General features: G+C 59.1%; 23 protein-coding genes. 17 read left to right on the top strand and 6 right to left on the bottom strand.

Annotated elements, in window-relative coordinates; all coding sequences use genetic code 11:
* Positions 1–20: 20 nt before the first annotated feature.
* A complete protein-coding gene (locus tag HBN61_RS20045; RefSeq protein WP_170047731.1) occupies positions 21–710 on the bottom strand; it encodes a class I SAM-dependent methyltransferase in 690 nt (229 codons plus the stop codon).
* Complete coding sequence (locus HBN61_RS20040) at positions 707–1156, bottom strand: YbaY family lipoprotein (RefSeq protein ID WP_094992130.1); 450 nt, start codon at positions 1154–1156, stop codon at positions 707–709. Before HBN61_RS20040 ends, HBN61_RS20045 begins: the two co-directional genes overlap by 4 nt.
* Before the next feature lie 140 nt (positions 1157–1296).
* On the opposite strand from HBN61_RS20040, the gene nrdR reads away from it, so the two are divergent.
* The 10 genes from nrdR (at position 1297) to HBN61_RS19990 (ending at position 8733) form a co-directional block, all read left to right on the top strand.
* Entirely contained in the window at positions 1297–1761 is a 465-nt protein-coding gene (gene nrdR / locus HBN61_RS20035) for a transcriptional regulator NrdR (RefSeq protein ID WP_162199719.1), read from the top strand.
* Positions 1762–1799: 38 nt separating this feature from the next.
* Positions 1800–2891 carry a bifunctional diaminohydroxyphosphoribosylaminopyrimidine deaminase/5-amino-6-(5-phosphoribosylamino)uracil reductase RibD gene (ribD, locus tag HBN61_RS20030; protein ID WP_094992230.1) on the top strand — a complete coding sequence of 364 codons (1092 nt, stop codon included), beginning with the start codon at positions 1800–1802 and terminating at the stop codon, positions 2889–2891.
* Between the two features lie 46 nt (positions 2892–2937).
* Entirely contained in the window at positions 2938–3603 is a 666-nt protein-coding gene (locus tag HBN61_RS20025; RefSeq protein ID WP_094992131.1) for a riboflavin synthase, read from the top strand.
* A 16-nt stretch (positions 3604–3619) separates the two neighbouring features.
* Positions 3620–4711: a bifunctional 3,4-dihydroxy-2-butanone-4-phosphate synthase/GTP cyclohydrolase II gene (ribBA, locus tag HBN61_RS20020; RefSeq protein ID WP_094992132.1), complete on the top strand. Its 1092-nt coding sequence runs from the start codon at positions 3620–3622 to the stop codon at positions 4709–4711.
* Between the two features lie 92 nt (positions 4712–4803).
* Positions 4804–5280 (top strand): 6,7-dimethyl-8-ribityllumazine synthase, encoded by a 477-nt coding sequence (gene ribH / locus HBN61_RS20015; RefSeq protein WP_047277819.1) that lies wholly within the window; start codon positions 4804–4806, stop codon positions 5278–5280.
* Complete coding sequence (nusB, locus tag HBN61_RS20010) at positions 5277–5777, top strand: transcription antitermination factor NusB (protein WP_094992133.1); 501 nt, start codon at positions 5277–5279, stop codon at positions 5775–5777. Before ribH ends, nusB begins: the two co-directional genes overlap by 4 nt.
* A gap of 15 nt (positions 5778–5792) precedes the next feature.
* Positions 5793–6746, top strand: a complete 954-nt coding sequence (gene thiL / locus HBN61_RS20005) for a thiamine-phosphate kinase (RefSeq protein WP_170047729.1) — start codon at positions 5793–5795, stop codon at positions 6744–6746.
* A gap of 153 nt (positions 6747–6899) precedes the next feature.
* A complete protein-coding gene (gene ribA, locus HBN61_RS20000) occupies positions 6900–7517 on the top strand; it encodes a GTP cyclohydrolase II (RefSeq protein WP_169963935.1) in 618 nt (205 codons plus the stop codon).
* The gene (locus HBN61_RS19995; protein ID WP_094992136.1) at positions 7514–7933 is read left to right on the top strand and encodes an MFS transporter; all 420 of its coding nucleotides are present in this window, start codon (positions 7514–7516) and stop codon (positions 7931–7933) included. Before ribA ends, HBN61_RS19995 begins: the two co-directional genes overlap by 4 nt.
* Positions 7933–8733, top strand: a complete 801-nt coding sequence (locus HBN61_RS19990) for a cobalamin-binding protein (protein WP_170047727.1) — start codon at positions 7933–7935, stop codon at positions 8731–8733. The genes HBN61_RS19995 and HBN61_RS19990 overlap by 1 nt, the downstream gene beginning before the upstream one ends.
* Positions 8734–8770: 37 nt before the next feature.
* Here HBN61_RS19990 and HBN61_RS19985 read toward each other — a convergent pair whose 3' ends face one another.
* The 4 genes from HBN61_RS19985 to HBN61_RS19970 form a co-directional block, all read right to left on the bottom strand.
* Complete coding sequence (locus HBN61_RS19985; protein WP_170047725.1) at positions 8771–10621, bottom strand: TonB-dependent receptor domain-containing protein; 1851 nt, start codon at positions 10619–10621, stop codon at positions 8771–8773.
* A gap of 68 nt (positions 10622–10689) precedes the next feature.
* Entirely contained in the window at positions 10690–12588 is a 1899-nt protein-coding gene (gene dxs / locus HBN61_RS19980) for a 1-deoxy-D-xylulose-5-phosphate synthase (protein ID WP_170047723.1), read from the bottom strand.
* A 133-nt stretch (positions 12589–12721) separates the two neighbouring features.
* Complete coding sequence (locus HBN61_RS19975) at positions 12722–13609, bottom strand: polyprenyl synthetase family protein (protein WP_094992140.1); 888 nt, start codon at positions 13607–13609, stop codon at positions 12722–12724.
* Entirely contained in the window at positions 13606–13848 is a 243-nt protein-coding gene (locus tag HBN61_RS19970) for an exodeoxyribonuclease VII small subunit (protein WP_047295759.1), read from the bottom strand. The genes HBN61_RS19975 and HBN61_RS19970 overlap by 4 nt, the downstream gene beginning before the upstream one ends.
* Before the next feature lie 820 nt (positions 13849–14668).
* On the opposite strand from HBN61_RS19970, the gene HBN61_RS19965 reads away from it, so the two are divergent.
* The 7 genes from HBN61_RS19965 to HBN61_RS19935 all read left to right on the top strand — a co-directional run bounded on the left by HBN61_RS19965 (position 14669) and on the right by HBN61_RS19935 (position 22904).
* Positions 14669–16177, top strand: coding sequence for a sigma 54-interacting transcriptional regulator (locus HBN61_RS19965; protein WP_170047721.1), 1509 nt, complete (start codon positions 14669–14671; stop codon positions 16175–16177).
* A 132-nt stretch (positions 16178–16309) separates the two neighbouring features.
* Positions 16310–17101, top strand: a complete 792-nt coding sequence (gene icmH / locus HBN61_RS19960; RefSeq protein ID WP_170047719.1) for a type IVB secretion system protein IcmH/DotU — start codon at positions 16310–16312, stop codon at positions 17099–17101.
* Positions 17101–19875: a type VI secretion system membrane subunit TssM gene (tssM, locus tag HBN61_RS19955; protein WP_170047717.1), complete on the top strand. Its 2775-nt coding sequence runs from the start codon at positions 17101–17103 to the stop codon at positions 19873–19875. Before icmH ends, tssM begins: the two co-directional genes overlap by 1 nt.
* A 291-nt stretch (positions 19876–20166) precedes the next feature.
* On the top strand, positions 20167–21369 hold the full coding sequence (locus tag HBN61_RS19950; protein ID WP_170047715.1) for a tyrosine-type recombinase/integrase: 1203 nt from the start codon (positions 20167–20169) through the stop codon (positions 21367–21369).
* A gap of 71 nt (positions 21370–21440) precedes the next feature.
* The gene (locus tag HBN61_RS19945; RefSeq protein WP_170047714.1) at positions 21441–22133 is read left to right on the top strand and encodes a hypothetical protein; all 693 of its coding nucleotides are present in this window, start codon (positions 21441–21443) and stop codon (positions 22131–22133) included.
* A gap of 139 nt (positions 22134–22272) precedes the next feature.
* Positions 22273–22515 carry an AlpA family transcriptional regulator gene (locus HBN61_RS19940; protein WP_170047747.1) on the top strand — a complete coding sequence of 81 codons (243 nt, stop codon included), beginning with the start codon at positions 22273–22275 and terminating at the stop codon, positions 22513–22515.
* A complete protein-coding gene (locus HBN61_RS19935; protein ID WP_170047712.1) occupies positions 22512–22904 on the top strand; it encodes a recombinase family protein in 393 nt (130 codons plus the stop codon). Before HBN61_RS19940 ends, HBN61_RS19935 begins: the two co-directional genes overlap by 4 nt.
* The last annotated feature ends 211 nt before the right edge of the window (positions 22905–23115 follow it).

Raw genomic sequence — 23115 nt, 5'->3', positions numbered from 1 at the left:
AAACAGGTAAATGAAGGCAACTATAAAGGCTGTGCGGGCACGCTGAAAGTGGCTTGGCAGCGCTGCGCGTGATACAGGCTCACGTTGCGGAACTCATGGGGCTCGGCCAGATCCGGCAACGTGAGTGCCTTGAGGCTTTCCAACTGGCGGTACAACGGATGCCTGAAATCACGCACCCGGGAATCGGCCACCAGCGTCTGTTGGCCGCGGGTCAAAAACTGGTCAAGCAACGGCAGGTTTTCGCGGTCGTACAGCACATCAGCCACCAGGATCAGATCGAAACGGTCCGCCTCGCCAAAGAAATCGCTGGAATAGCTCAATTGCACCTGATTGAGCGCCGCATTGGCCTGGCAGGCTGCCAGCGCCAGCGGGTCGAGGTCGCACGCCAGCACTTCCAGTGCGCCTGCTTTGGCTGCAGCAATCGCGGCTACGCCTGAGCCTGCGCCGAAGTCCAGCACGCGCTTGCCTTTGACCCAGTGCGGCTGGTCGGCCAAGTAACGTGCCAGTGCCAAACCGCTGGCCCAGCAAAACGCCCAGTACGGAGGTTCGTACAAAATCCGACGGGTCTCGTCCGGGGTGAAGGCGCGGTTCATGTTCTGCGCGTCGATCAGCCACAGCTTGAGTGACGTGTCAGGCAAGTCGGTGACCACCAGTCGCGCATCCCCCAGCAGCTCACTTAGCGACTGTTGCAGGGCGAGCGGCGGGCTCATGGTGCTTTGACAAATGCCAAGGTGCCCAAGGCTTGCGTTGTCGGCTGCTGGATGATGCGTGACGGCAAGTGCAGGATCAGTTGTCCGGACTGGCTGGCGCGCCCGCGCAGTTCAACCCGCGCACCGGCCGGGAATGCCTGCGGATTGAAGCGCAGCTTGAACGGCAGCGGCTGGTTGTTGCCGACTATCTTGCTGCTGGCCATCAGCCCTTGAGGACGGCCGCGTTCATCCACGATCAACATCGCCAGTTCAACTTCGGCGCCCGCGGGCGCGCCTGTCAGTACGCCGCTCAGTTCACGCTGATGGGCGGGCAAGGGGCCGAGATCCGCAGGCGCATCGGTTTTAGGCTGGGTCAGCACTTGAGGTTGCGCCGACTTGGGCGGCTCACTGCTACACGCGACCAGCACACTGGCGAGGCACAGCAAAACAAGCGTTCGTAGCGACATAGAGGGCTCCAGCAGCAGGTCAGTCGACGTATCGGATTGTGTAAAACGTAGTAGGCGGACTGTATACCGTAAAGCCTATGGCTTGTCTTGCCAGTGGGATGCGCTACCATGGCGCTCCCCATTTTTTGTTGCCTGCCACCATGCACTGTCCCTTCTGCGGTGCCAACGACACTAAAGTCATCGACTCGCGTCTGGTCGCCGAGGGCGATCAGGTGCGTCGCCGGCGCGAATGCCTGGCCTGTGGTGAACGCTTCACCACCTTTGAAACAGCTGAGTTGGTCTTACCCCGCCTTATCAAACAGGACGGCAGCCGTCAGCCGTTCGACGAAGAAAAACTGCGCGCCGGTATGCAGCGTGCGCTGGAAAAACGCCCGGTCAGTGTCGAGCGTCTTGAAGCGGCGCTGGCGCATATCAAAAGCAGGTTGCGCGCCACCGGCGAACGCGAAGTCAAATCGCTGGTGGTCGGTGAGCTGGTCATGACCGAACTGCAAAAACTCGACGAAGTGGCCTACATCCGTTTCGCTTCTGTGTATCGACGTTTCCAGGACCTCAACGAGTTCCGCGAAGAGATCGACCGCCTTGCCCGTGAGCCTTCAAAGGAGTGATTGTGTCCACTGAGCAAACCGTCCTGGACGCCCATTACATGGCGCGTGCCATCGAGCTGGCCCGAAAGGGTCTGTACACCACCCATCCCAACCCGCGCGTCGGCTGCGTGATTGTGCGTGACGGCCAGATCGTGGGCGAGGGCTGGCATGTGCGGGCCGGTGAACCCCATGCCGAGGTCTACGCATTGCGTGCCGCTGGCGAACTTGCCCGGGGGGCGACCGCCTATGTCACCCTTGAGCCGTGCAGCCATCATGGCCGTACCCCGCCGTGCGCCGAAGGGTTGGTCACTGCCGGGGTCGCCCGCGTGGTGGCCGCCATGCAAGACCCTAACCCGGAAGTCGCCGGGCGTGGCCTCAAGCGTTTGGCCGATGCCGGTATCGACGTGCGCTGCGGCGTGCTCGAAACCGAAGCGCGTGCCCTGAACAAAGGGTTTCTCAAACGCATGGAGCTGGGCTTGCCCTTTGTGCGGGTCAAATTGGCAATGAGCCTGGACGGGCGCACGGCGATGGCCAGCGGCGAAAGCCAATGGATCACAGGCCCCGCCGCACGTTCGGCCGTGCAGCGTCTGCGCGCCGAGGCCAGCGTTGTGGTGACGGGGGCAGACACTGTGCTGGCCGACGGCGCGCGCCTGACCGTGCGTGCTGATGAGCTGGGCCTGGATGCCGAGCAGACCGCGCTGGTCATGAGCCGGCCGCCGTTGCGCGTGTTGATCGATGGCCGCCTGCGCGTGCCGCTCGATGCGCCGTTTTTCAAAGCAGGTCCGGCACTCGTTGCCACGTGTGTACCGCCAGCGGGGCAATACCGCACAGGGCCAGAGTGCCTGGTGATCCCCGGCGAAAACGGTCAGGTCGATTTGCGTCAATTGCTGGTGGCGCTGGCGGCCCGGGGCGTTAACGAGGTACTGGTTGAAGCCGGTCCACGTCTGGCGGGCGCATTTGCCGAGCAAGGGCTGGTGGATGAATATCAAATCTTCATCGCGGCCAAATTCTTGGGTTCAACCGCGCGTCCTCTGCTGGAGCTGCCATTGACCCGCATGAGCGAAGCGACCGAACTCAAGATCACAGATCTGCGCGCAGTTGGGGATGACTGGCGAGTCACTGCCATCCCAGTGCCATTAGCCAGCGTATAATTCACAGCCTCCGTTTTACGCAGGTTTTGTTCTCAAGGGGAACGCCATGTTTACCGGCATCATCGAATCCATCGGCAACATCCGTGCACTGACCCCAAAAGGTGGTGATGTACGGGTTTATGTAGAGACCGGCAAGCTCGACCTGAGCGACGTTAAACTCGGCGACAGCATTGCCATCAACGGCGTTTGCCTGACGGCGGTTGAGCTGCCGGGCAACGGCTTCATGGCCGACGTCAGTCGCGAGACGCTCGACTGCACGGCTTTCAACGATTTGAAAGCGGGCAGCCGGGTCAATCTCGAAAAAGCCCTGACCCCGACGACGCGTCTGGGCGGTCATCTGGTGAGCGGTCACGTGGACGGCGTCGGTGAGGTGATATCCCGCGAAGAGAACGCCCGCGCCATTGAATTCCGCATCCGTGCGCCAAAAGAGCTGGCCAAATACATCGCCCACAAAGGCTCGATCACGGTCGACGGCACCAGCCTGACCGTGAACGCGGTCAATGGCGCCGAGTTCTCGTTGACCATCATCCCGCACACCTTGAGCGAAACCATCATGGACGACTACCGTCCGGGCCGTCGGGTGAACCTTGAGGTCGATCTGCTGGCGCGCTATCTGGAGCGTTTGCTGCTGGGCGACAAGGCCGCCGAGCCGACCAAGGGCAGCACCATCAGCGAAAGTTTTCTGGCCGCCAACGGCTACCTCAAATCCTGACTTAAGGGGGTGCCGCGTGGCGCTCAACAGCATCGAAGAACTGGTTGAAGACATCCGCCAAGGCAAGATGGTCATCCTCATGGATGACGAAGACCGCGAGAACGAAGGCGACCTGATCATGGCCGCCGAGTGCTGCAAGGCCGAGCACATCAACTTTATGGCGCGTTTTGCCCGTGGCCTGATTTGCATGCCTATGACCCGCGAGCGTTGCGAGCTGCTCAAGCTGCCGTTGATGGCACCGCGCAACGGCTCGGGGTTTGGCACCAAGTTCACGGTTTCCATCGAAGCCGCAACCGGCGTCACCACCGGCATCTCGGCCGCCGATCGTGCCCGCACCGTGCAAGCCGCTGCGGCCAAGGACGCCAAGGCTGAAGACATCGTCAGCCCGGGGCATATCTTCCCGCTGATGGCACAGGCGGGCGGCACGCTGGCCCGTGCCGGCCACACCGAAGCCGCCTGCGACCTGGCGCGCATGGCCGGTTTCGAGCCAAGTGGTGTGATCTGCGAAGTGATGAACGACGATGGCACCATGTCCCGTCGCGCCGAGCTGGAAAAATTCGCGGCTGAACACAACATCAAAATCGGCACCATTGCCGACCTGATTCACTACCGCATGATCCACGAACGTACCGTTCAGCGGATTGCCGAGCAGCCATTGGACAGCGAACTGGGCCAATTCAACCTGGTGACCTATCGTGATTCAGTCGAAGGCGACGTGCACATGGCACTGACCCTGGGCAAGATCTGCGCCGACGAACCGACGCTGGTGCGGGTGCATAACATGGACCCGCTGCGTGATCTGTTGATGGTCAAACAGCCCGGTCGCTGGAGCCTGCGAGCCGCCATGAGCGCCGTTGCGGCGGCCGGCAGCGGTGTCGTGCTGCTGTTGGGGCACCCGCTGGATGGCGATGTGTTGCTGGCCCATATCCGCGAAACGGCCGATGCATTACCGGTCAAAAAACCGACCACCTACAGCATCGTGGGGGCAGGTTCGCAGATCCTGCGTGACCTCGGCGTGCGAAAAATGCGCCTGATGAGTTCACCGATGAAGTTCAATGCCATATCCGGTTTCGATCTGGAAGTTGTAGAATACGTGCCCTCCGAATAATGACCGGGTGTTTCCCGCCTGAAATTCGTGGCCCAAACTCATTAAAGAACGCACGCAAGTGCGTTCTGGCTCTTTAATACGAGACATACCGAATGACCCTGAAGACCATCGAAGGTACCTTCATTGCCCCTAAAGGCCGCTACGCACTCGTCGTTGGCCGTTTCAACAGCTTCGTTGTCGAAAGCCTGGTGAGTGGTGCCGTTGATGCCCTGGTTCGCCACGGTGTGAACGAAAACGACATCACCATCATTCGTGCGCCGGGCGCGTTCGAAATCCCGCTGGTTGCGCAAAAAGTTGCCCAGCGCAATGAATTCGCTGCCATTGTCGCCCTGGGCGCTGTGATTCGCGGCGGTACTCCGCACTTCGAATACGTGGCAGGCGAGTGCACCAAAGGTTTGGCTCAGGTGTCCATGCAGTTCGGCGTACCGGTTGCATTCGGCGTGCTGACCGTTGACTCCATCGAACAAGCCATCGAGCGCTCCGGCACCAAAGCCGGTAACAAGGGCGCCGAAGCCGCCTTGTCCGCCCTCGAAATGGTCAGCCTGTTGGCGCAGTTGGAGGCCAAGTGATTTCCGACGAAAGCGATCGTTTCAACCCGCGCGATCCAAAACCTGCGGACGCTGGCAAGCCTTCCAAAAGCGCCAAACGTCGTGAAGCGCGTCAGCTCGCGACACAGGCGCTGTATCAGTGGCACATGGCCAAGCACTCGCTGAACGAGATCGAAGCGCAGTTCCGCGTTGATAACGACTTCACCGACGTTGATGCTGCGTACTTCCGTGAAATCCTGCACGGCGTGCCTGCAATCAAAGCGGATATCGATGCTGCCCTGGCCCCGTGCCTGGACATCACCATCGAAGAGCTGGACCCGGTTGAACTGGCCGTACTGCGCCTGTCTACCTGGGAACTGATCAAGCGTGTTGACGTGCCTTACCGCGTGGTAATCAACGAAGGCATCGAGCTGGCCAAAGTGTACGGTTCCACCGACGGGCACAAGTTCGTCAACGGTGTGCTGGATAAATTGGCGCCGCGCCTGCGTGAAGCTGAAGTCAAGGCGTTCAAGCGCTAAACAGCGCTGTCGGCCATGGGCGAGTTCGAGCTGATCCGTACCGTGTTCGCTGCCGCGCCTTGTGCGCAGGGCGGCGAGGGCGTTGCCTTGGGAATTGGCGACGACTGCGCCCTGCTGGATGTTCCCTTCGGGGAACAACTGGCCATTTCCACAGACACGCTGGTAGCTGGCGTGCACTTCGCAGACCCTTGCGACCCTTTTTTGCTCGGTCAGCGTTCGCTGGCAGTGGCGGCCAGTGACCTGGCGGCCATGGGCGCAACCCCCCTCGCGTTTACCCTTGCCCTGACCTTGCCGACGGTGGAAGCCGATTGGCTGCAAGCGTTTGCCCGGGGTTTGAATCACATGGCGCAACGCTGCAACGTGCGCCTGATCGGTGGCGACACTACCCGTGGTCCCTTGTGCCTGACGTTGACAGTATTCGGTCGCGTCCCGACGGGGCACGCCCTGACCCGCAGTGGCGCCCGGCCGGGGGATCTGCTCTGCGTGGGCGGTGAGCTGGGCAATGCCGCGGGTGCTTTGCCTCTGGTGCTCGGTCAGCGCAACGCCGAATCCTTTATCGCAGAGCCGCTGCTGGCGCATTACTGGTCACCGCAGCCGCAACTGGCGCTGGGTCAGGCGCTGCGTGGCAAAGCAACGTCGGCGCTGGATATCTCGGACGGCTTGTTGGCTGACTGCGGGCATATCGCGCAGGCATCGCGCGTTCGGCTGCTGATTGAGAACGAGCGCCTGCCCATCTCTGTGGCGCTGCAGGAGTTTCTGGGTGATGCGCCAGCGCAACTGGCGGCGTTAAGCGGCGGCGATGACTACGTACTGGCATTTACGCTGCCACCTGTTGAGTTGCCTACACTGCTGGGCGATGGCTGGCCAATTCATGTCATCGGTTGTGTGGTTGAAGGGCAGGGTGTTGGCGTGCTGGATGCGCAGGGGCAGGACATTACCCCGGCAACCCATGGCTATCAGCATTTTTAAGGCGAACACCTGTTACAGCAGTCGTTACGGGGTATGTCTGATCAAACTTTTTGATATTTATCCTCGATAATTCAGCCTAAGCGTCTGTAGGAACGTCCTGTTACAATGCCGCCTCTGCGAATTTCCAGTCCTCAAATTGATCAGGAGCACACGGTGCCCGTCGCTTTTGTTGCCGCTTGCAAACTCCCTACTCCCTTTGCCGAATTCACCATGCATGGCTTCCTTGAGAAGGCCACGGGTCGTGAACACGTTGTGCTCAGTTTGGGCGACGTGGCGGACGGTGCGCCGGTTCTGGGCCGCGTGCATTCCGAATGCCTGACCGGCGATGCCCTGTTCAGCCAGCGCTGCGACTGCGGCTCTCAACTCGAAGCTGCCCTGCAGGCCATCGCCCGTGAAGGCCGGGGTGTGCTGTTGTACTTGCGTCAGGAAGGCCGTGGCATTGGCTTGCTGAACAAAGTGCGCGCCTACGAATTGCAGGACGGTGGTGCCGATACCGTCGAAGCCAACGAGCGACTGGGCTTTGCCGCCGATCAGCGCGACTACGCGATCTGTCTGCCAATGCTGGAACACATGGGCGTCAAGTCATTGCGCCTGATGACCAACAACCCGCGCAAGGTCAAAGCCTTGACCGACATGGGCATCACCGTGGCCGAGCGTGTGCCGCTTCACACCGGTCAGAACCCGCATAACAAACTGTACTTGGCGACCAAGGCCAACAAGCTCGGGCACATGATGGGCAATCAGCACCAGAATGAGGCTGACCCGGCGTGACTCGGGGCCAGCGTCGTCGGCGCCTGAGTTTCAGTTGGTGGCAACAGCTGGTGTTGACCCTGTTGCCGCTGGTACTGATTAACGTGTTTTTCGGCGCGTCCGAACCGCTCTTGCCTGAATTGGCCATGCCTCTGTTTATTGCGGGCCTCTTGTCGATGTTCGTCACCCTGCGCACGTTCGGGCCTTATAAACATGGCCTGATCCATTTGCAAAAGTCCCTTGATACAGCCCAGGAACCTGCGGCCTGGGATGAATTGGCGCACGTGCGGCGTCGTGCGTTGCTGGCAGCAGGGTTGCCCGCATGGATCGCTGCGTTGGCCGTGTTTGTCGGCCTTGAAGGTGTGCCGCTGTTGCTGCTGGGGTTGTCGACGCTGGTGCTGTTTTACCTCTACCGCATCCCGCGTCAGGTCGGCTGATGCGCCTCTGGCTGGCGGTTCTGCTGCTGGCCGTGAGCACCTCGGCCATGGCAGGCATGCGGGTCGTCAGCCTGGCGCCTTCACTGTCTGAAATCGTCGTGGAACTGGGTGCGGCCGACGTGCTGGTCGGGCGCCTGGACGCGGGCGAGACCTTGCCAGAGTTGGCCAATGTGCCCTCGGTGGGCGGCTATGGCCAACTGGACATGGAGCGCCTGCTCAGCCTGCGCCCGGACTTGGTCCTGCTGTGGCCAGGCAGCGTTGGCGTGGCTCAGCGCGACCAGTTGAAACGCCTGAACCTTCCCACTTTCACCGCCGAACCGAAAAGCCTGACCCAACTGGCCGATCAGGTCGAAGCGTTAGCGTCTGCGCTCAATCGCCCAGAACGCGGGCGCGAGTTGGCGACCCGGTTGCGCGCTCGTCTGGAGCAATTGCAGCAGCAATACACCCGCGAAGAACCGTTACGCGTGTTTTATCAAGTCTGGGATCAGCCGTTGTACACGGTAGGTGGCCAGCAAATCATCAGTGACGCGCTGGCTGTTTGCGGTGCCCGCAATGTGTTTGCCGACTTGTCGTTGCCGGCACCCCAAGTCAGCGTGGAGTCGGTTTTGCAGCGTAATCCCGACGTGATCATTGCAGGCACCCAAGCGCAGTTGGATGCCTGGAAGGCCTGGCCACAGCTCGACGCCGTAAAGCACGGGCGCTTGTTGCTACTCAACGACAAAGGTCTTGAGCGCCCAAGCGGACAGATGATCGAAGCCACGGCTCGTTTGTGCGAACAATTGGCTGGGCGTGCGCAGTAGCTGCTGACGGCGTGCGTGTGGCAGCAATCACACAGTTTTACAGGCTGGGGGTCCAGGTCACGGCAACCTGTAGGCTGCGCCGCTCTTCGCGATAGCCGTAATAGTTGCCGTCATATCCGTACAGTGCGCGGGTGAAGGTTTTATCCAGCAGATTGTCGACTTTCACGTCCAGTCGCACGTCTGAGTTGGCCTGCCAATGCGCCCGCAACCCCAGCAGGGCATAACCGCCCATCGGCTGCTGATTCTGTTCATCGTTATAGCTGCTGCTTACGGCTTGCCAGCTGGCGCCCACGCCGAGCCGGTCAAACTGTCGATCCAGATCGAGGCTCAAGGTGCGGCGCGCCCGGCGGCTCAAGGTTTTGCCAGTGTCGCGGTCACGCGGGTCGATGATGGCCAGGCCGAGGCTGCTCTGCCAACCGAACCATTCCTGTTGCAGTGCGCTTTCGAAACCGGTGATGCGTGCAGCCCCGATGTTCTGCTGAATCCAGTCGGCATCTGCGACGATTGCGTCTTGAATGTCTGTGCGATACAGCGATGTTTCCAGTCGGCTGGTTTCACTCAGTTGGCTGCGCCACTGCAGTTCGTAACTTTTGGAGTGTTCGGGCTCAAGCGCCGGATTGCCAAACTGCGGGTAGTACAGGTCGTTGAACGTAGGCGCCCGGAAGCCTTCGCTGTAGGACAGCAGCACATCGTTAGCGGCATTGAGCGGCACTGTCAGGCTGGCGCTCCACGTGTTATTGCTGCCGAATTGCTGGTTTTTGTCATGACGCAGCCCCAGCTCCGTTGAAAAGCCCTCACCCTGAAAGCGGTGCTGCACAAATACGGCGCGGTTCCAGCGACTGTCTTTGTCGAACGCGGTGCTGCTACGAACCCGATCCTGATACGCGTCGAAGCCCAGCATCAGGCTGTTTTGATCATCCAGCGAGAGGCTGTTTTGCCAGTTCAGGGAATCGCGGTAGGTGTTGAAGCTGTAAAGGTCGGGGCTCAATTTGTCTCGGGTTTTTTCGCGGTTCTCGCTGTGGCCGAGTTCGAGGCGCGAGTTCCAGCGCTCAGAGAGCTGTGCATCAATGAAGCTGCCTACGCTGCTGATGTCGAAATTGCTGTAAGACTTTTGCCCGAACGTCGCATCAAGTTCGGTTTTGCCCTCGCTTTTGATGGCGCTGAGGCCGATCTCAAGGCCGTCGTTCAGGTGATGATTGAGGTTCAGACTGACCGATTTGTTGCGATACGCATCGTGGTCGTTATCGACCGGGTAGGACACCGTGGTGCGGTTGATCCCCGCTGTGTTTTCCAGCGCACCGCTGAGGTTGAAGCGCGTGTGGTCATCGCCGCCAGACACCCCGACACTGTTTTGCGAACTGCCGTAGCTGCCCTGCGCACTGTGCAGGCGCAGTTGCGGCGCTTGATCGGCGCCGCGCCGGGTGAAAATCTGAATCACGCCGCCGATCGCATCGCTGCCATAAATCACCGAGCGCGAGCCGCGCAGCACCTCCACGCGCTCGATCTGATCAATGTTCAGGTATTGCTGGTTGCTGTCGGCCGAGGTGGCGTTGGCCATGCGCTGACCGTCGACCAGCACCAGGCTCTGCGCCGATTTGGTGCCGCGAATGTAGATGCCCGGCAGTGCACCGCGCCCACCGCTGCGCGCCACTTGTACGCCCGGCACACGGCCCAGCAGGTCGGTAAGGCCTGTGGGCTGCAAGCGGTCGATGTCGTCGCGGGTAAAGACGGTGTTGGCGCTGGAACTGTCAGAACGTGCTTGCACCTGACGGTTGCCGGTAATCAGTGTTTGCGGCAGCTTGAGGGCATTGTCGCGCCCCTCGGTATCAGCCAGCACCGAACTGGCTGGAATGACGCTGAGAATCAAGGCCAGGCGAAGAGATTTCATGATGTGCGAATTCTATAGTCCCTTGTAGCCGCTGCCGATCCCCAGGATTCGACAGCGACTACACAGGTTTACAGCCCCAGCAGTGCCATGCGCTGACGCACAGACGCTTCGATGCCAGCGGCATCCAGACCACATTCGGCCAACATTTGGCTTGGCTTGGCGTGTTCGACGTACACGTCGGGCAAACCGAGGTGCAGGATCGGTTTGAGCAGGTTTTCGCGGGCCATGAATTCGCTGACCCCGGCTCCCGCACCACCCATGATGGCGTTCTCTTCGATTGTCACCAACAGTTCGTGGCTGTTGGCCATTTCACGCACCAGGGCTTCGTCCATCGGCTTGACGAAACGCATGTCGACCACGGTCGCGTCGAGGGTTTCAGCCACTTTCAGGGCTTCAGCCAGCTGCACGCCAAACACCAGCATCGCGACGTTGCTGCCTTTGCGACGAATCACGCCTTTGCCGATTTCCAGCGGTTCCAGGGTTTTCTCGATGGGCGCATTCGGCCCCGTGCCGCGCGGGTAGCGCACCGCCGCCGGGCCGTTGTACAGGTGGCCGGTGGTGAGCATTTTGCGCAATTCGTTTTCATCACTCGGGGTCATGATGACCATGCCCGGTATGCAACGCAGGTACGACAGGTCGAAACTGCCAGCGTGGGTCGGGCCGTCTTCGCCCACCAGACCGGCACGGTCAATGGCAAACAGGACATCCAGATTTTGTACCGCAACGTCATGCACCAGTTGGTCATAGCCGCGTTGCAGGAATGTCGAGTAGATCGCCACTACCGGTTTGGCGCCTTCACAGGCCATGCCCGCGGCCAGGGTCACGGCATGCTGTTCAGCGATGGCCACATCAAAATAACGCAGCGGGAAGCGCTCGCTGAACTTGATCAGGTCCGAGCCTTCTTTCATCGCCGGAGTAATGCCCACCAGGCGCTGATCGGCCGCGGCCATGTCGCACAGCCAGTCGCCAAATACGGCGGAGTACTTGGGCCCACTGGCCACTTTGGGCGCTGCAACCGGTGCGTCCAGCGGTTCAAGCTTGGTGATGGCGTGGTAACCAATCGGGTCGGCTTCTGCTGGCGCAAAGCCTTTCCCCTTTTTAGTGACGATGTGCAGGAATTGCGGGCCTTTGAGGTCGCGCATGTTGCGCAGCGTTGCGATCAACGTTGGCAAATCATGGCCGTCAATCGGGCCGATGTAGTTCCAGCCGAGTTCTTCAAACAACGTGCCGGGCACCAGCATGCCTTTGGCATATTCTTCGGTGCGGCGCGCGATTTCCCAGGCGCCCGGCAAGCGCGACAGCACTTTCTTGCTGCCTTCGCGCATGCTGGCGTAAGTGCGGCTGGAAAGAATTTTGGCCAGGTAGTTGGACAACCCCCCGACATTGCGCGAGATCGACATGTCGTTGTCGTTGAGGATCACCAGCATGTTGGCGTCGACTTCGGGGGCATGGTTCAAGGCTTCGAATGCCATGCCAGCAGTCAGGGCGCCATCACCGATGACGGCAATTGCCTTGCGGTCACTGTTTTGCAGGCGGGCGGCAATGGCCATGCCCAGCGCGGCGCTGATCGAGGTGCTGGAGTGGCCAACGCCAAAGGTGTCGTACTCGCTCTCGGCGCGGCGCGGGAAGGCGGCTATGCCGTCCTTCTGACGCAAGGTCGCCATGTGTTCGCGGCGCCCGGTCAGGATTTTATGCGGATACGCCTGATGGCCCACGTCCCATACCAGACGGTCGTCCGGGGTATCGAACACGTAGTGCAACGCAATGGTGAGTTCAATGACGCCCAGGCCGGCACCGAAATGCCCGCCCGTCTGACCGACGGTGTAGAGCAGTTCCTGGCGCAATTCATCGGCCAAAGGTTCCAGCTCGGCTTCGGCTAACCGGCGCAGGCCCGCAGGCGTGCCGGCTCGGTCGAGCAGGGGCGTGGTCGGGCGTATGCGGGGAATCTCATGAAACGTCGTTGGCATCAGGCGAATCGTTATAGGTATAAGAAGAGGCGGCAGTTTACCTTATGCAACGGAAGCTGCCCACGGAGTCTGGTATTCGTTAGTCAGACCTTGGCAGTAGAGCAGGTCTGAAAAATCTGTGTTGCGCCGCTTTTTAGTGGCGGCGCCCCACGATGTAGCGTGCGAGTTCACGCAACGGTTCGGCAGCTGCATCAAAAGGTCGCAGGGCGTTAATGGCCTGATCGCGCAGTTCGAGCGCGTAGGCTTTTGCCGCTGGCAGACCCATCAATGAGGGATAAGTCGGTTTGTCACGGGCCGCGTCGGCGCCTGACTGTTTGCCAAGCGTAGCCGTATCGCCCTCTACATCAAGGATGTCGTCCTGAACCTGGAACGCCAGACCAATGGCCCTGGCATAAACCTTCAGGGCGTGCAGGTCTTCAGGGCGGGCGCGACCACTGGCCAGGGCGCCCAACTGCACGCTGGCTTCAATCAGCGCGCCCGTCTTGTGGCGGTGCATGTATTCGAGGGCAGTCTGGTCAAGCTTGACCCCGACCGAACCCAAGTCAATGGCTTGCCCGCCCACCATGCCTGCCGGGCCTGCGGCCATCGCCAGGTCAGAGACCATGCGCAGTCGCGTGTCAGCGTCCAGCGTGTTCATGTGTGGATCGAGCAGGGCACTAAACGCCAGACTTTGCAGCCCGTCACCGGCCAGAATCGCACAGGCTTCGTCGAACGCTTTGTGGGTGGTCGGCTGACCACGGCGCAGGTCGTCGTCGTCCATGGCTGGCAAATCATCGTGCACCAGCGAGTAGGCGTGTATTAGCTCCACTGCGCATGCCGCACCATTGGCTTGCGCGGGGTCGGCCCCCAAGGCCTCGCACGCGGCATAGGCCAGCAGCGGTCGGACCCGCTTGCCGCCATTCATGACGCTGTAGCGCATCGCCTCGTACAGGCGGGCCAGCTCCGGTGCCGGAGCGACAAACAAGCGTTCAAGGGCCGCGTTGACACGGGCCTGGCTGCTGGCTTGATAAGCATCAATCATTCGGGTTGTTCCGCATCAAATGGCTCTTGGGCCAATTCACCATCACGTTCGAGCAGGATGTGCACTTTCTGTTCGGCCTGAGCCAGTGCGCCCTGGCATTCGCGGGTCAGGCGGATGCCTTGCTCGAATGCTGTCAGCGAGTCTTCCAGCGACAACTCGCCGTTTTCCAGACGCTCGACCAGTGTTTGCAGGTCAGCGAGGGACTGCTCGAAATCAAGGGAAGCTTTTTTGCGGGCCATGGCGGCGTTCTCGGTAGGCGTTAAAACCGGCTGACACTAGCAGACAGCGGGTTTTGGGGCAAATCTGACGGCGTTGAGCGTGCTGCAAGGGCGGTCGCTTGAAGGTGTTTCACCGCTTAAAAGCTGGACTACAGGAACTGAGCCACGAGGCTTAGGCCAAGTCTGAATTTTTCCTGAGGCTTTGTAGGGATAACTAAGTTTTCTGGCGTGTTTTTCTACCCAAACACTTTTTTTGGGCGTTTTTTAAATCTCGGAGACGCTTCCTATAGAAATACCGAAATTTCCGACTTTTTTTCGTTAGTCATTCCCCTATCGTCGCGCTCCATGGTCGGACGCGAGGAGTGACCGATGGCACGTTTTATAGCTTCTCCGACAGTGATTCGTCCGATACCGCACGTAGGCAGCATCGGGTGTTGACGTGTCCCAGCAAGGTGCGCAAGCGCTTGATCGGATTGGCCCAAACGCCTGTGGTTACTGCCAACTTTGCCGGGCGTGACGTTCATTTTTCCACTGTGTTTGAGGCGCTGGGGCGTACACGGGGCAGGGCGCCAACCCTTGCACGGCTTCAAACATACGGCAACCGCCTGCTTCAGGGCTAATTCCGTATTCATACCTACCCGTTGACTGGGTCGGCAACGTATTCGCGCATATCTGCCGGGGGCTTTCCCGCGAACGGACATACGCAGTCGTGATCCTGAGCAGCACACTTCATTAAGGACAGAAGACATGATCAACGCAGACCTGCAAGACCTGACCCAAGCCCCGGCCCCGTTGCGGCGCCGGGGCCCGCTACCGTGTGAATGCGAGTGAGGGGCGTGTGATGTTCGCTCACGTCCCGCAGCCGCTGGAGTATGCCGAAACCCTGCTGGCTCATTTCGCCCGGCTGTCGCTGAGCGCTGACAGCCGTACGCTGCTGAGCCAGACGGCTCAGGCAATGGCGCAGCTCATCGGGTGCCAATTGAGCCAGCTTTACCTGTTGGATGCCTCGCGTGAACGGCTGGAGCTCAAGGCTCAGTGGTTTGAAGGTACGCTGCGCCCGGCGTTCGGTGCCGGACGTCAGGCCGACTATGGCCAAACGCCTTTGTTGCAATACGCCATCAGCCAAAATCGAGCTGTTGACTTGAGCAACCTCGATAGCTGTTTGCACAACCTCGATTTTTTGCCCAGTGCCGGAGTCCCTTGGCGTGGACTATTGGCTGTACCGATGCTGGACTCGCGTCAAATAGTTGCTGGCGTGCTGATGCTGGCCAGTCACACCAGCCAGCAACTGCAAGGTTATGCCGCGTCATTAAGCGCCTTGGGTAGCTTTGTATTGATGCAAATGAAGCTGTTGGAGCGCAACCCGCAACGCGGCAAGTCGTTGAGCCGTTGCGTGAGTAACGGGACCTTGATCGGTTCCAGCCCGGTCATGCGCAAAACCTACCGTTTGATCAATCGCGTTGTGCACAGCCCCTTAACCGTGCTCCTGCTGGGGGAGACCGGCACCGGGAAGGAAGTCGTGGCACGGGCGATTCACGATACAGGCCCCCGGCGCGCCCATCCCTTCATCGTGCAGAACTGCGCCGCTTTTCCGGAGGACCTGCTGGAAAGCGAATTGTTTGGTTATCGCAAAGGTGCCTTTACTGGAGCGGAGCGGGATCGCAAAGGGCTGTTCGATGCTGCACACGGCGGCACCCTCTTGCTGGATGAAATTGGGGACATGCCACTGGCGCTGCAAGCCAAATTATTGCGCGTGCTGCAAGAAGGCGAAATCCGGCCTTTGGGGAGCAATGAAACGCACACCATCGACGTTCGCATCATTGCCGCGACCCATTGTGATTTGAAGCAGCGAGTGAGGCAGGGGCGTTTCCGTGAAGACCTGTATTACCGCCTCGCGCAGTTCCCGGTGGTGCTGCCCGCCCTGCGTGAGCGCGGCAGTGACATCTGTGAGCTGGCCACTCATTTCGCAACCAGCACCTGTGCTTTTTTGCAGCGCCGCCCCGTCGTGCTGGCCGACAGCGCACTGGCGCAACTGGCCTGTTATTCCTTTCCGGGCAATGTGCGCGAGCTTAAAGGGTTGGTCGAGCGTGCAGTCCTGCTGTGCGACGGGCATGAGCTACTGGCCGAGCATTTTGTGCTGCCCTCCGAACTGACCGATGAGTGGGGTGGCCTCAATTATCGCAAGCGCATGGACGCCATGGAGCGCGGTTTACTGCTCGATTGTTTACGGCGTAACGGCGGAAACCAGACCCAGGCCGCCCTTGAGCTGGGGCTCGCACGGCGCACGCTCCTGTATCGCCTCGGGCGTCTGAACATCAGTACGGATGAGATTCGGGCCTACGCCTCGTGATCCCCGCGCACTGGCCAGCTGCAAAGGCACTTCTACCTTCGATGGTGGACGCCATCGTCCGTTGGGGCTCCGCACGTGATCAGCGAAGAGCAGGGGTGTTTGCCTTGCGCCCCTTCAACAGGCCCCATAAGGATGAGGCCCTTGCCGCGTAGTGAACATGTCGATGAACGGATCGTCTACCCCGCTCACCTCAAGCCGACGGATCGCTTCAGTGTCGGCCCAAATCCCTTGGTGGCGGCTGCCAGCGAGTTGTTGTCATGTGTGGTGGGCCTTCGTCACTCAATGGCGGAATACGACTTGCCAGTCCTGCATGCCCGGCTCAGTGCAGGCGTGAACGCGTTCGAAGCCAACGCCCTGTATTCGGGGTGTGAACGCGGGCAAGTCATGAGCGCCCGTTATGTCCTGTGCACGGTACTGGATGAGGCCATTTCAACCTCGGAGTGGGGCAATGAGAACGACGGGCCGCCAAAGAGCCTGTCGAGCCGTTTTCACAATGAAACCTTGGGCGGCGCCAACGTTTTTCAATTGATCGATCGGCTTTGCCTGGAGCCCGCGAAGAACCTGTATTTGCTTGAGTTGCTCTATGTCAGCCTGTCGCTGGGCTTCGAAGGCCGCTTTCACGTGAAGAGGGGCGGTGCGCTCGAACGAGAGGCGATACGCGACAGCCTCTATCGCCAGATCCGTCATGTGCGCGGCGATATGATCCGTGATGCCTCGCCTCACTGCCAGGGCCTGAAGGCCCGGCGCGGCCATCGGGTGCGCATCGTCCCGCGTTGGTTACTGGTCACGTTGACCCTGGGCTGCCTGACGGTCATGTATTCGGGGTTCGCCTGGGTGCTGAGTCAACAGCGTGAAGCGGTGATGCAACACTACGAACAGCACGCGGCTGAGGATCAGGCCGCAGGTGTAAACAGGAAGTCATGATGAGCAATTGTTTGCACAAGGCCATGGGGTTGCTGAATCACACCTGGCGGTGGACGCTGTTTGGGGTGCCGACTGTTGCGCTGTTGGTGTGGTGGGCCGGGTATTTGCTGGCCGTGAACGGTCACAGGTTTTGGGTCGACCCCGTTGCGCGGTCGTTGAGCATCAGTGCGGTGGTCCTTCTTTGGGGGGTGACCATGGTGTTTGTCAGCGGGCGCGCAGGGCTGCGTAAAAAAAACGAGGCTGAACGCGAAGCTTTAGGGGGTGATGCCGCCTGCAACACCCTGCAAAAACGTTTCAGGCAGGCGCTGTACACCCTAAAAGATACCTGCGTGCACCTCGACCGACCTGAACATTGGCGCGACGAATTGCCCTGGCTCATGGTGCTCGGGCCGCCAGGCGCCGGCAAAACCCGTTTGCTGGATGTCTCCGGTCTGGAATTTGCGCTGCACACCCTTGATGGCAGCCCCACCCGCGACCTGCGCAGCACCCTGGACTGTGAGTGGTACTTTGCTGAACTCGGGGGATTAATCGACACCGCCGGAGGATGCTTGCCTTCCGGCATTGAGCCGCGCAATGCCAGCGACTGGCGGACCTTGCCTGGCCAGTTGCGCAAACGCACGCGCGGGGGGCTGTTGAACGGAGTGTTGGTGACCATTCCTGTAGATACCCTGATGCTCGGCCGCACTGACACGCTGTCCGGTCTTTCGGATCAGATCCGTGCACGGTTGCAAGATGTGCATGAGGTGTTGCGCATCGAGTTGCCGGTGTACCTGGTGCTGACCAAGACTGACCTGATACCTGGCTTTACCGAGTTTTTCGAGCCTTTGCCCCTTGAAGAGCGCGCTCAGGTATTCGGTGCCAGCTTTGAGCAGGGGCAGGGCGGTGCTGCGCTTATGCGTGCCGAGTGCGAGGCGTTGTTGCAGCGGCTTAACAGTCAGATCATCGTGCGTATGCATCAAGAGCGCGATGCGCAGCGGCGCGGGCGAATACTGGACTTTCCTCGGCAATTGAGTGAAGTCGCGACACGGCTTTGTGTGTTTACCGACATGACGTTTTCGCTCAACCGCTATCCACAGGGCAGCCCGCTGCGGGGGTTTTACCTGACCAGCGCTACCGACGTCTCGCAACCCGCCGAGGTTGCGCGAGATAAAATCCGCACCCTGCCCGTGCAGCTCCCGGGCCAGTCTTACTTCATTCACCATCTGTTCAGGCGTGTGATGTTCCCTGACGCGCAGAGGGCCGGGCTCGACAAGCCTAAGCGCCAACGTTTGTGCTGGGGCCAGCGTTTTCACTACCTCTTGGCGATGGGGGTGGTAGGGGGAATGGGTGTGTTGTGGACCAGCAGTTTTTTGTCCAACCATGCGCGTTTTGACCAACTGCGTCAGCTGACTCCGCACTGGACTCAACAACATGGGCAACTCAATCCTCAAGATGATGCCCTGGCCGTACTGCAAATCCTTGACACGTATTACGCCGCCACTCACGTATTCCCTTCGGCATGGGATGCGGCCTTGTATGAACGCACCGGGCTGTATCAAGGCGCAGAGGTGCGCGAGCGGGTCGAGCGCGCTTATCAACACACCTTGCAAACCGAGTTGATGCCGCGGGTGGTCCAGCAGCTCGAACAACAAATACACGCCAACTTGAGCAACCGTGAACGTTTGCTCAACAGCCTGCGCGCCTACTTGATGTTCGACGTCAGTGACAAACGCGACCCCGCCTGGCTCACAGGCTGGATGGCCAACGACTGGTCGATGCGCTACCCCGGCCTGACGCATGTGCAGAACGGCCTGAATCAGCACCTCGAACGTTTGCTGAACACCCCGGTAAAGCCTGCGCTCGATACGGCACTGATTGCTCAAGCGCGTCAGGTTCTGCGCAGCGAATCGCTGGCAACCGTGGTCTACCGCACGCTCCGTGAGCAGGCGCGCTCATTGCCGCCTTACTGTATTGCTCTAGACCTAGGGCCGCACGGCCATCTCTTGACTGGCGCCGATTACAACGTTCCGGGGTTTTACACGCAGCAAGCGTATCAACAGTATCTCTCGATCCAGGGCGTGAGCCTGGTGAGCGACATCTTGGGTAATAACTGGGTGCTGGGGGAGAGCAACAGCACCAGCGCGATGGGCATGCGCAAACTCATGGTTGAAGTGGAGCAGCTGTACTTTCGGGACTACGCCGAGCACTGGGCGGCAGCGGTCGGGCGACTTGGTTTGAAGCCGTTCAATGACGCCCGCGAAGGTGCTGAGTACTTGGCCGGCATGACCTCAGCCAACTCGCCGATCCTGCGCATGCTGTTGGCAGTGCGCAATAACACGCGCTTCATCACGCTGGCAGATGAACTGCCTGACCTGGCCAGTACGGTAGATGCCGGAGCGCTGTCGGGTGTGGTCAACGTCGTCGGTACTGCCGTCGCCAAGCGCGCTGACCCATTGACGGCCAATGTGGCCGACACGTCCAAAAAGGCCATGCAGCGGCAGTTCGAACCTCTTCATCATCTATTGGACGACAACGACGGCCCTGCGGACCCTCTCTCGCTGTTATTCGCCAGACTCACCGATTTGCAAATGCAAATGGCGGCACTCGCCAGCGCGAGCGCACCGGCTGACGCCGCTTTCGAAATCGCCCGCCAACACATGAGCGACCAGCGGGATGCTTTGAGTCAACTTCGTCATACCGCCCAACGCTTGCCTCGCCCGCTCAATCACTGGTTTAACGGAATGGCCGAAAACACGTGGGGCGTGAGTGCTGAACCAAACCTATCAGTCCCTTAGTAAGCCCTATAAGCATGGGGTGTACCCGTGTGGTGCGCGAACGATCGGCCAACGTTAGCCCTTAAATGCCCACAGCAATAGTGCAGATGTAATCGACGGGCATTAAAAAGCCGGCTTGTGGGCGGCTTCTCTAGCGTCCATCAAAGTCCGCGATCATCTGGAAGCGCTACGTAATCTGCCTGTAAATAAAGGCTATAATGCTTTTTGATGTCCATTGCTTGCCAGTACCCACCAACATCATCTACCGTTTCGGGTATGGGCCTGAGTATGGGCTGGGTTTCTGGCGGGTATATGGTCAAGCTGACAGTCAAGGGAATCGCCGGGTTGTTGAAATCCGGTAAACGAGGCTACGCCGGTGACGGCGGAAACCTGTATTTCAAGTACAACGTTGATGGGAAGGGGAGCTGGATTTTTCGCTACAAGTGGAACGGCAAGTCCCGTGATATGGGGCTTGGGTCTTATCCAGACATCAGCCTACCCGATGCTCGTGCAAATGCCCTGGAGGCTCGCCGGGTGTTGAATACTGGCGCAGACCCGCTATCGGAGCGAGAAGTCGCACGCGAAGCTCACAGATCTGTAGAGCGGGCTGCTGAGGCCAAGCGTCACTCGTTCAAAAGCCTTGCCCTTGAGTACCACCAAGCGCATAGCGGAAAGCACTCTGAGAAATGGCGAAAGGGTTGGGTGCGAAAAATGGAGAAGTATGCGTTTCCATTGATCGGTGACCTTCCTGCTGAGGCGATCGAGGTAAGTCTTGTGCAAAAGATTTTGAATCCTATATGGATTGAGAAAACTCGCACAGCGGACGAGGTTCGGGGGCAAATTGAGCAGGTGCTCGATGCTGCAAAAGCACGTGGCCTGCGTGGGGGTGAGAATCCGGCGCGTTGGCGGGGTAACCTGGAGCATCTTCTTTCCAGAGATGCTAAGAAAGCAGCTCGAAAGCGCGTGCACTTTGCAGCTATGAAGTGGTCTGAGCTACCTGCATTGATGGCGAAGCTTCGAAAGGATGAATCCCTTCCGTCGTTTGCTGCACAGCTATTGATCTTGACTGGCGCTCGGGCTCACATGGCTAGGTTTGCATGTTGGGAGGAGTTCGATTTTGAGTCCAAGACCTGGGTGCTATCGGCTGAACGCATGAAGGCGCGTAAAGCCTTTGCAATACCACTCTCCGAGCAGGTATTAGGAATGCTCGCCAAGATCCCACGCATCGAGGGGAGTACATTTCTATTCCCAGGGCGAGGAAAGAGCGGGGCGATGCATGCAAATGCAGTGCGTACTCTCCTGCATGGAATGAAACATGCTGACATCACTCGTCATGGGTTTCGATCAACATTTCGCGACTGGGCAAGTGAGTGCACCAGCTATCCGCGAGAAGTCTGTGAGATGGCTCTTGCACACGATGAGCGAGACCAAACCGAGGGTGCGTATTCCAGGACTGACTTTCTTGAGAAGCGTCGACCGTTAATGCAGGATTGGGCTGATCATGCCTCATCTTAGGCTGTCGAAACGGGAATGTTCTTTTTGGTCGACGCTATCTAATCTCCTACTTCTCTCCTCTAAGGGTCGATATGCCTGATCACCTCTCACAGCTCAGATGGTTTACCACCGAGCAAGCGTTGCGATATTTAAAGCAAGAAAAATCGATCGAGCTAACCCAGCACGATCTATTCAGCCACTGCGAGCAGGGGAATTGCATCGCCCTTGTCAACCTAGGTGGTCTTTCGGGCAAAAGCACCTCACCTATAATCGGTGAGGACGATTCGTATTTTCAGGCTGTTTACGCCGACGGCGAATCCCGGATACTCAATCCGCTTACTGTCCTAGACTCGCCCGCTACGAGCCCGGTCACGATCTATCTATCCGGACAAGTGCGGGAAAAGCATGAAGCCGATGCAACGTCATACCCGTGCGAAGAATGGGCGGTTGAGCTGAAGCCGCAGGATTGTAAAGTGCGATTCGAGCGCTTGGGAATTGACTCATTTGCGGCCAGCATCAACGGTAAGGCCACCGCCACCGCCACCGCCACCGCCACCGCCACCGCCACCGCCAGCGTTGCGGAAGAAATACCATCTCACGCCCTTGTAATTGCCGCCTTGCTGGAGCTGCTGCTCGAGCCTGGCCGCCCTAATTACAATCAAAGCGGCGTTACCAAGGAAATTTTCGGCCGTCATGGAAAGTGGTACGGCATCAGCGAAAGCAGTCTTCCCAAGCTTTTCGCGTTATGCAACAAAGCTGCTAAAGAGGCCGATAAGGCCATCTGAATTTCAATTGCAAAACTATTATTTGCAATTGAAATGACTCCCCCATGCTTGTTGGATTGAATGGGTGCATCCAGTCCAGTCCACGAAGCACCATAGGGTTCCAAGGAGTCTCCAGATGCACCTGTCTATATCTTCCCCAATGCCGCAGCCTCAGCGCGTCTTTCAAGGCCGTCGAATCCTTCGACTTCCAGACGTAGAGGATTACGTAGGGTTCAAGCGAGCGCACATTTACAGCTTGATGAGCCAAGGATTATTTCCACACTCAGTAAGGCTAGGTCCACGAGCCGTAGGATGGGATTCGCTCGCCATCGAAAAGTGGATCGATGACCGCATTTCCGGAGAGCCCTCACGTCGGCTGGATAGCGATGGAGATAATCTATGAGTGCTCTCGCCTATATCATCGCCAGCGGACGGAGCACTAACACTCAGCGCTTCGATATTGCCCAGATGCACAATATCGAACGCTGGTTCACAGAAAACGTGGTCAGCGAATCAATCTGGATTCTCGAGCGGCCCGAATTCATGGAGCTGCTTAAATTCGCCCGGAAGGGCGATACCTTGGTCATTTGCTCAGTCCAAAGTTTGGGTAGATGCAGTTTTGAGCTTTATGACGCCTTCAAAGCACTCCAGACGAAAGAAGTGAATGTGCTCTCGTTGCTAGAGGGATTCGATCTTTCAAGTCGTTCAGGGGCAACTTTCCTTAAAACACTGACCACACTCGCAGAACTGGATCGCACCATCACGCGGCATGAAAGCCGCCAACGTAAATAAGTGTGCTCTTGGTGGGGGCTATAGCGATGACGTGCTGATGAATTTCACTGGCTCACAGGGTGTACTTTTTGAGCCGGAAAATAACCCCCGGTGTCAGGCTAGTTGTCGCCTGAGCTGATTTATCAAAACGATAGATCGGGGGCGTCAAAGAGAGCTGTAATGTCGAGCTATTCACCTGAGCGTAAAGCTGCCCTGCTGAACAAGTTACTCC

It is taken from the genome of Pseudomonas sp. WS 5071 (assembly GCF_012985765.1).
Classification (GTDB): domain Bacteria; phylum Pseudomonadota; class Gammaproteobacteria; order Pseudomonadales; family Pseudomonadaceae; genus Aquipseudomonas; species Aquipseudomonas lundensis_A.
The sequence above is the reverse complement of the archived record's forward strand: the minus strand, read 5'-3'. Positions and strand labels throughout refer to the sequence as shown.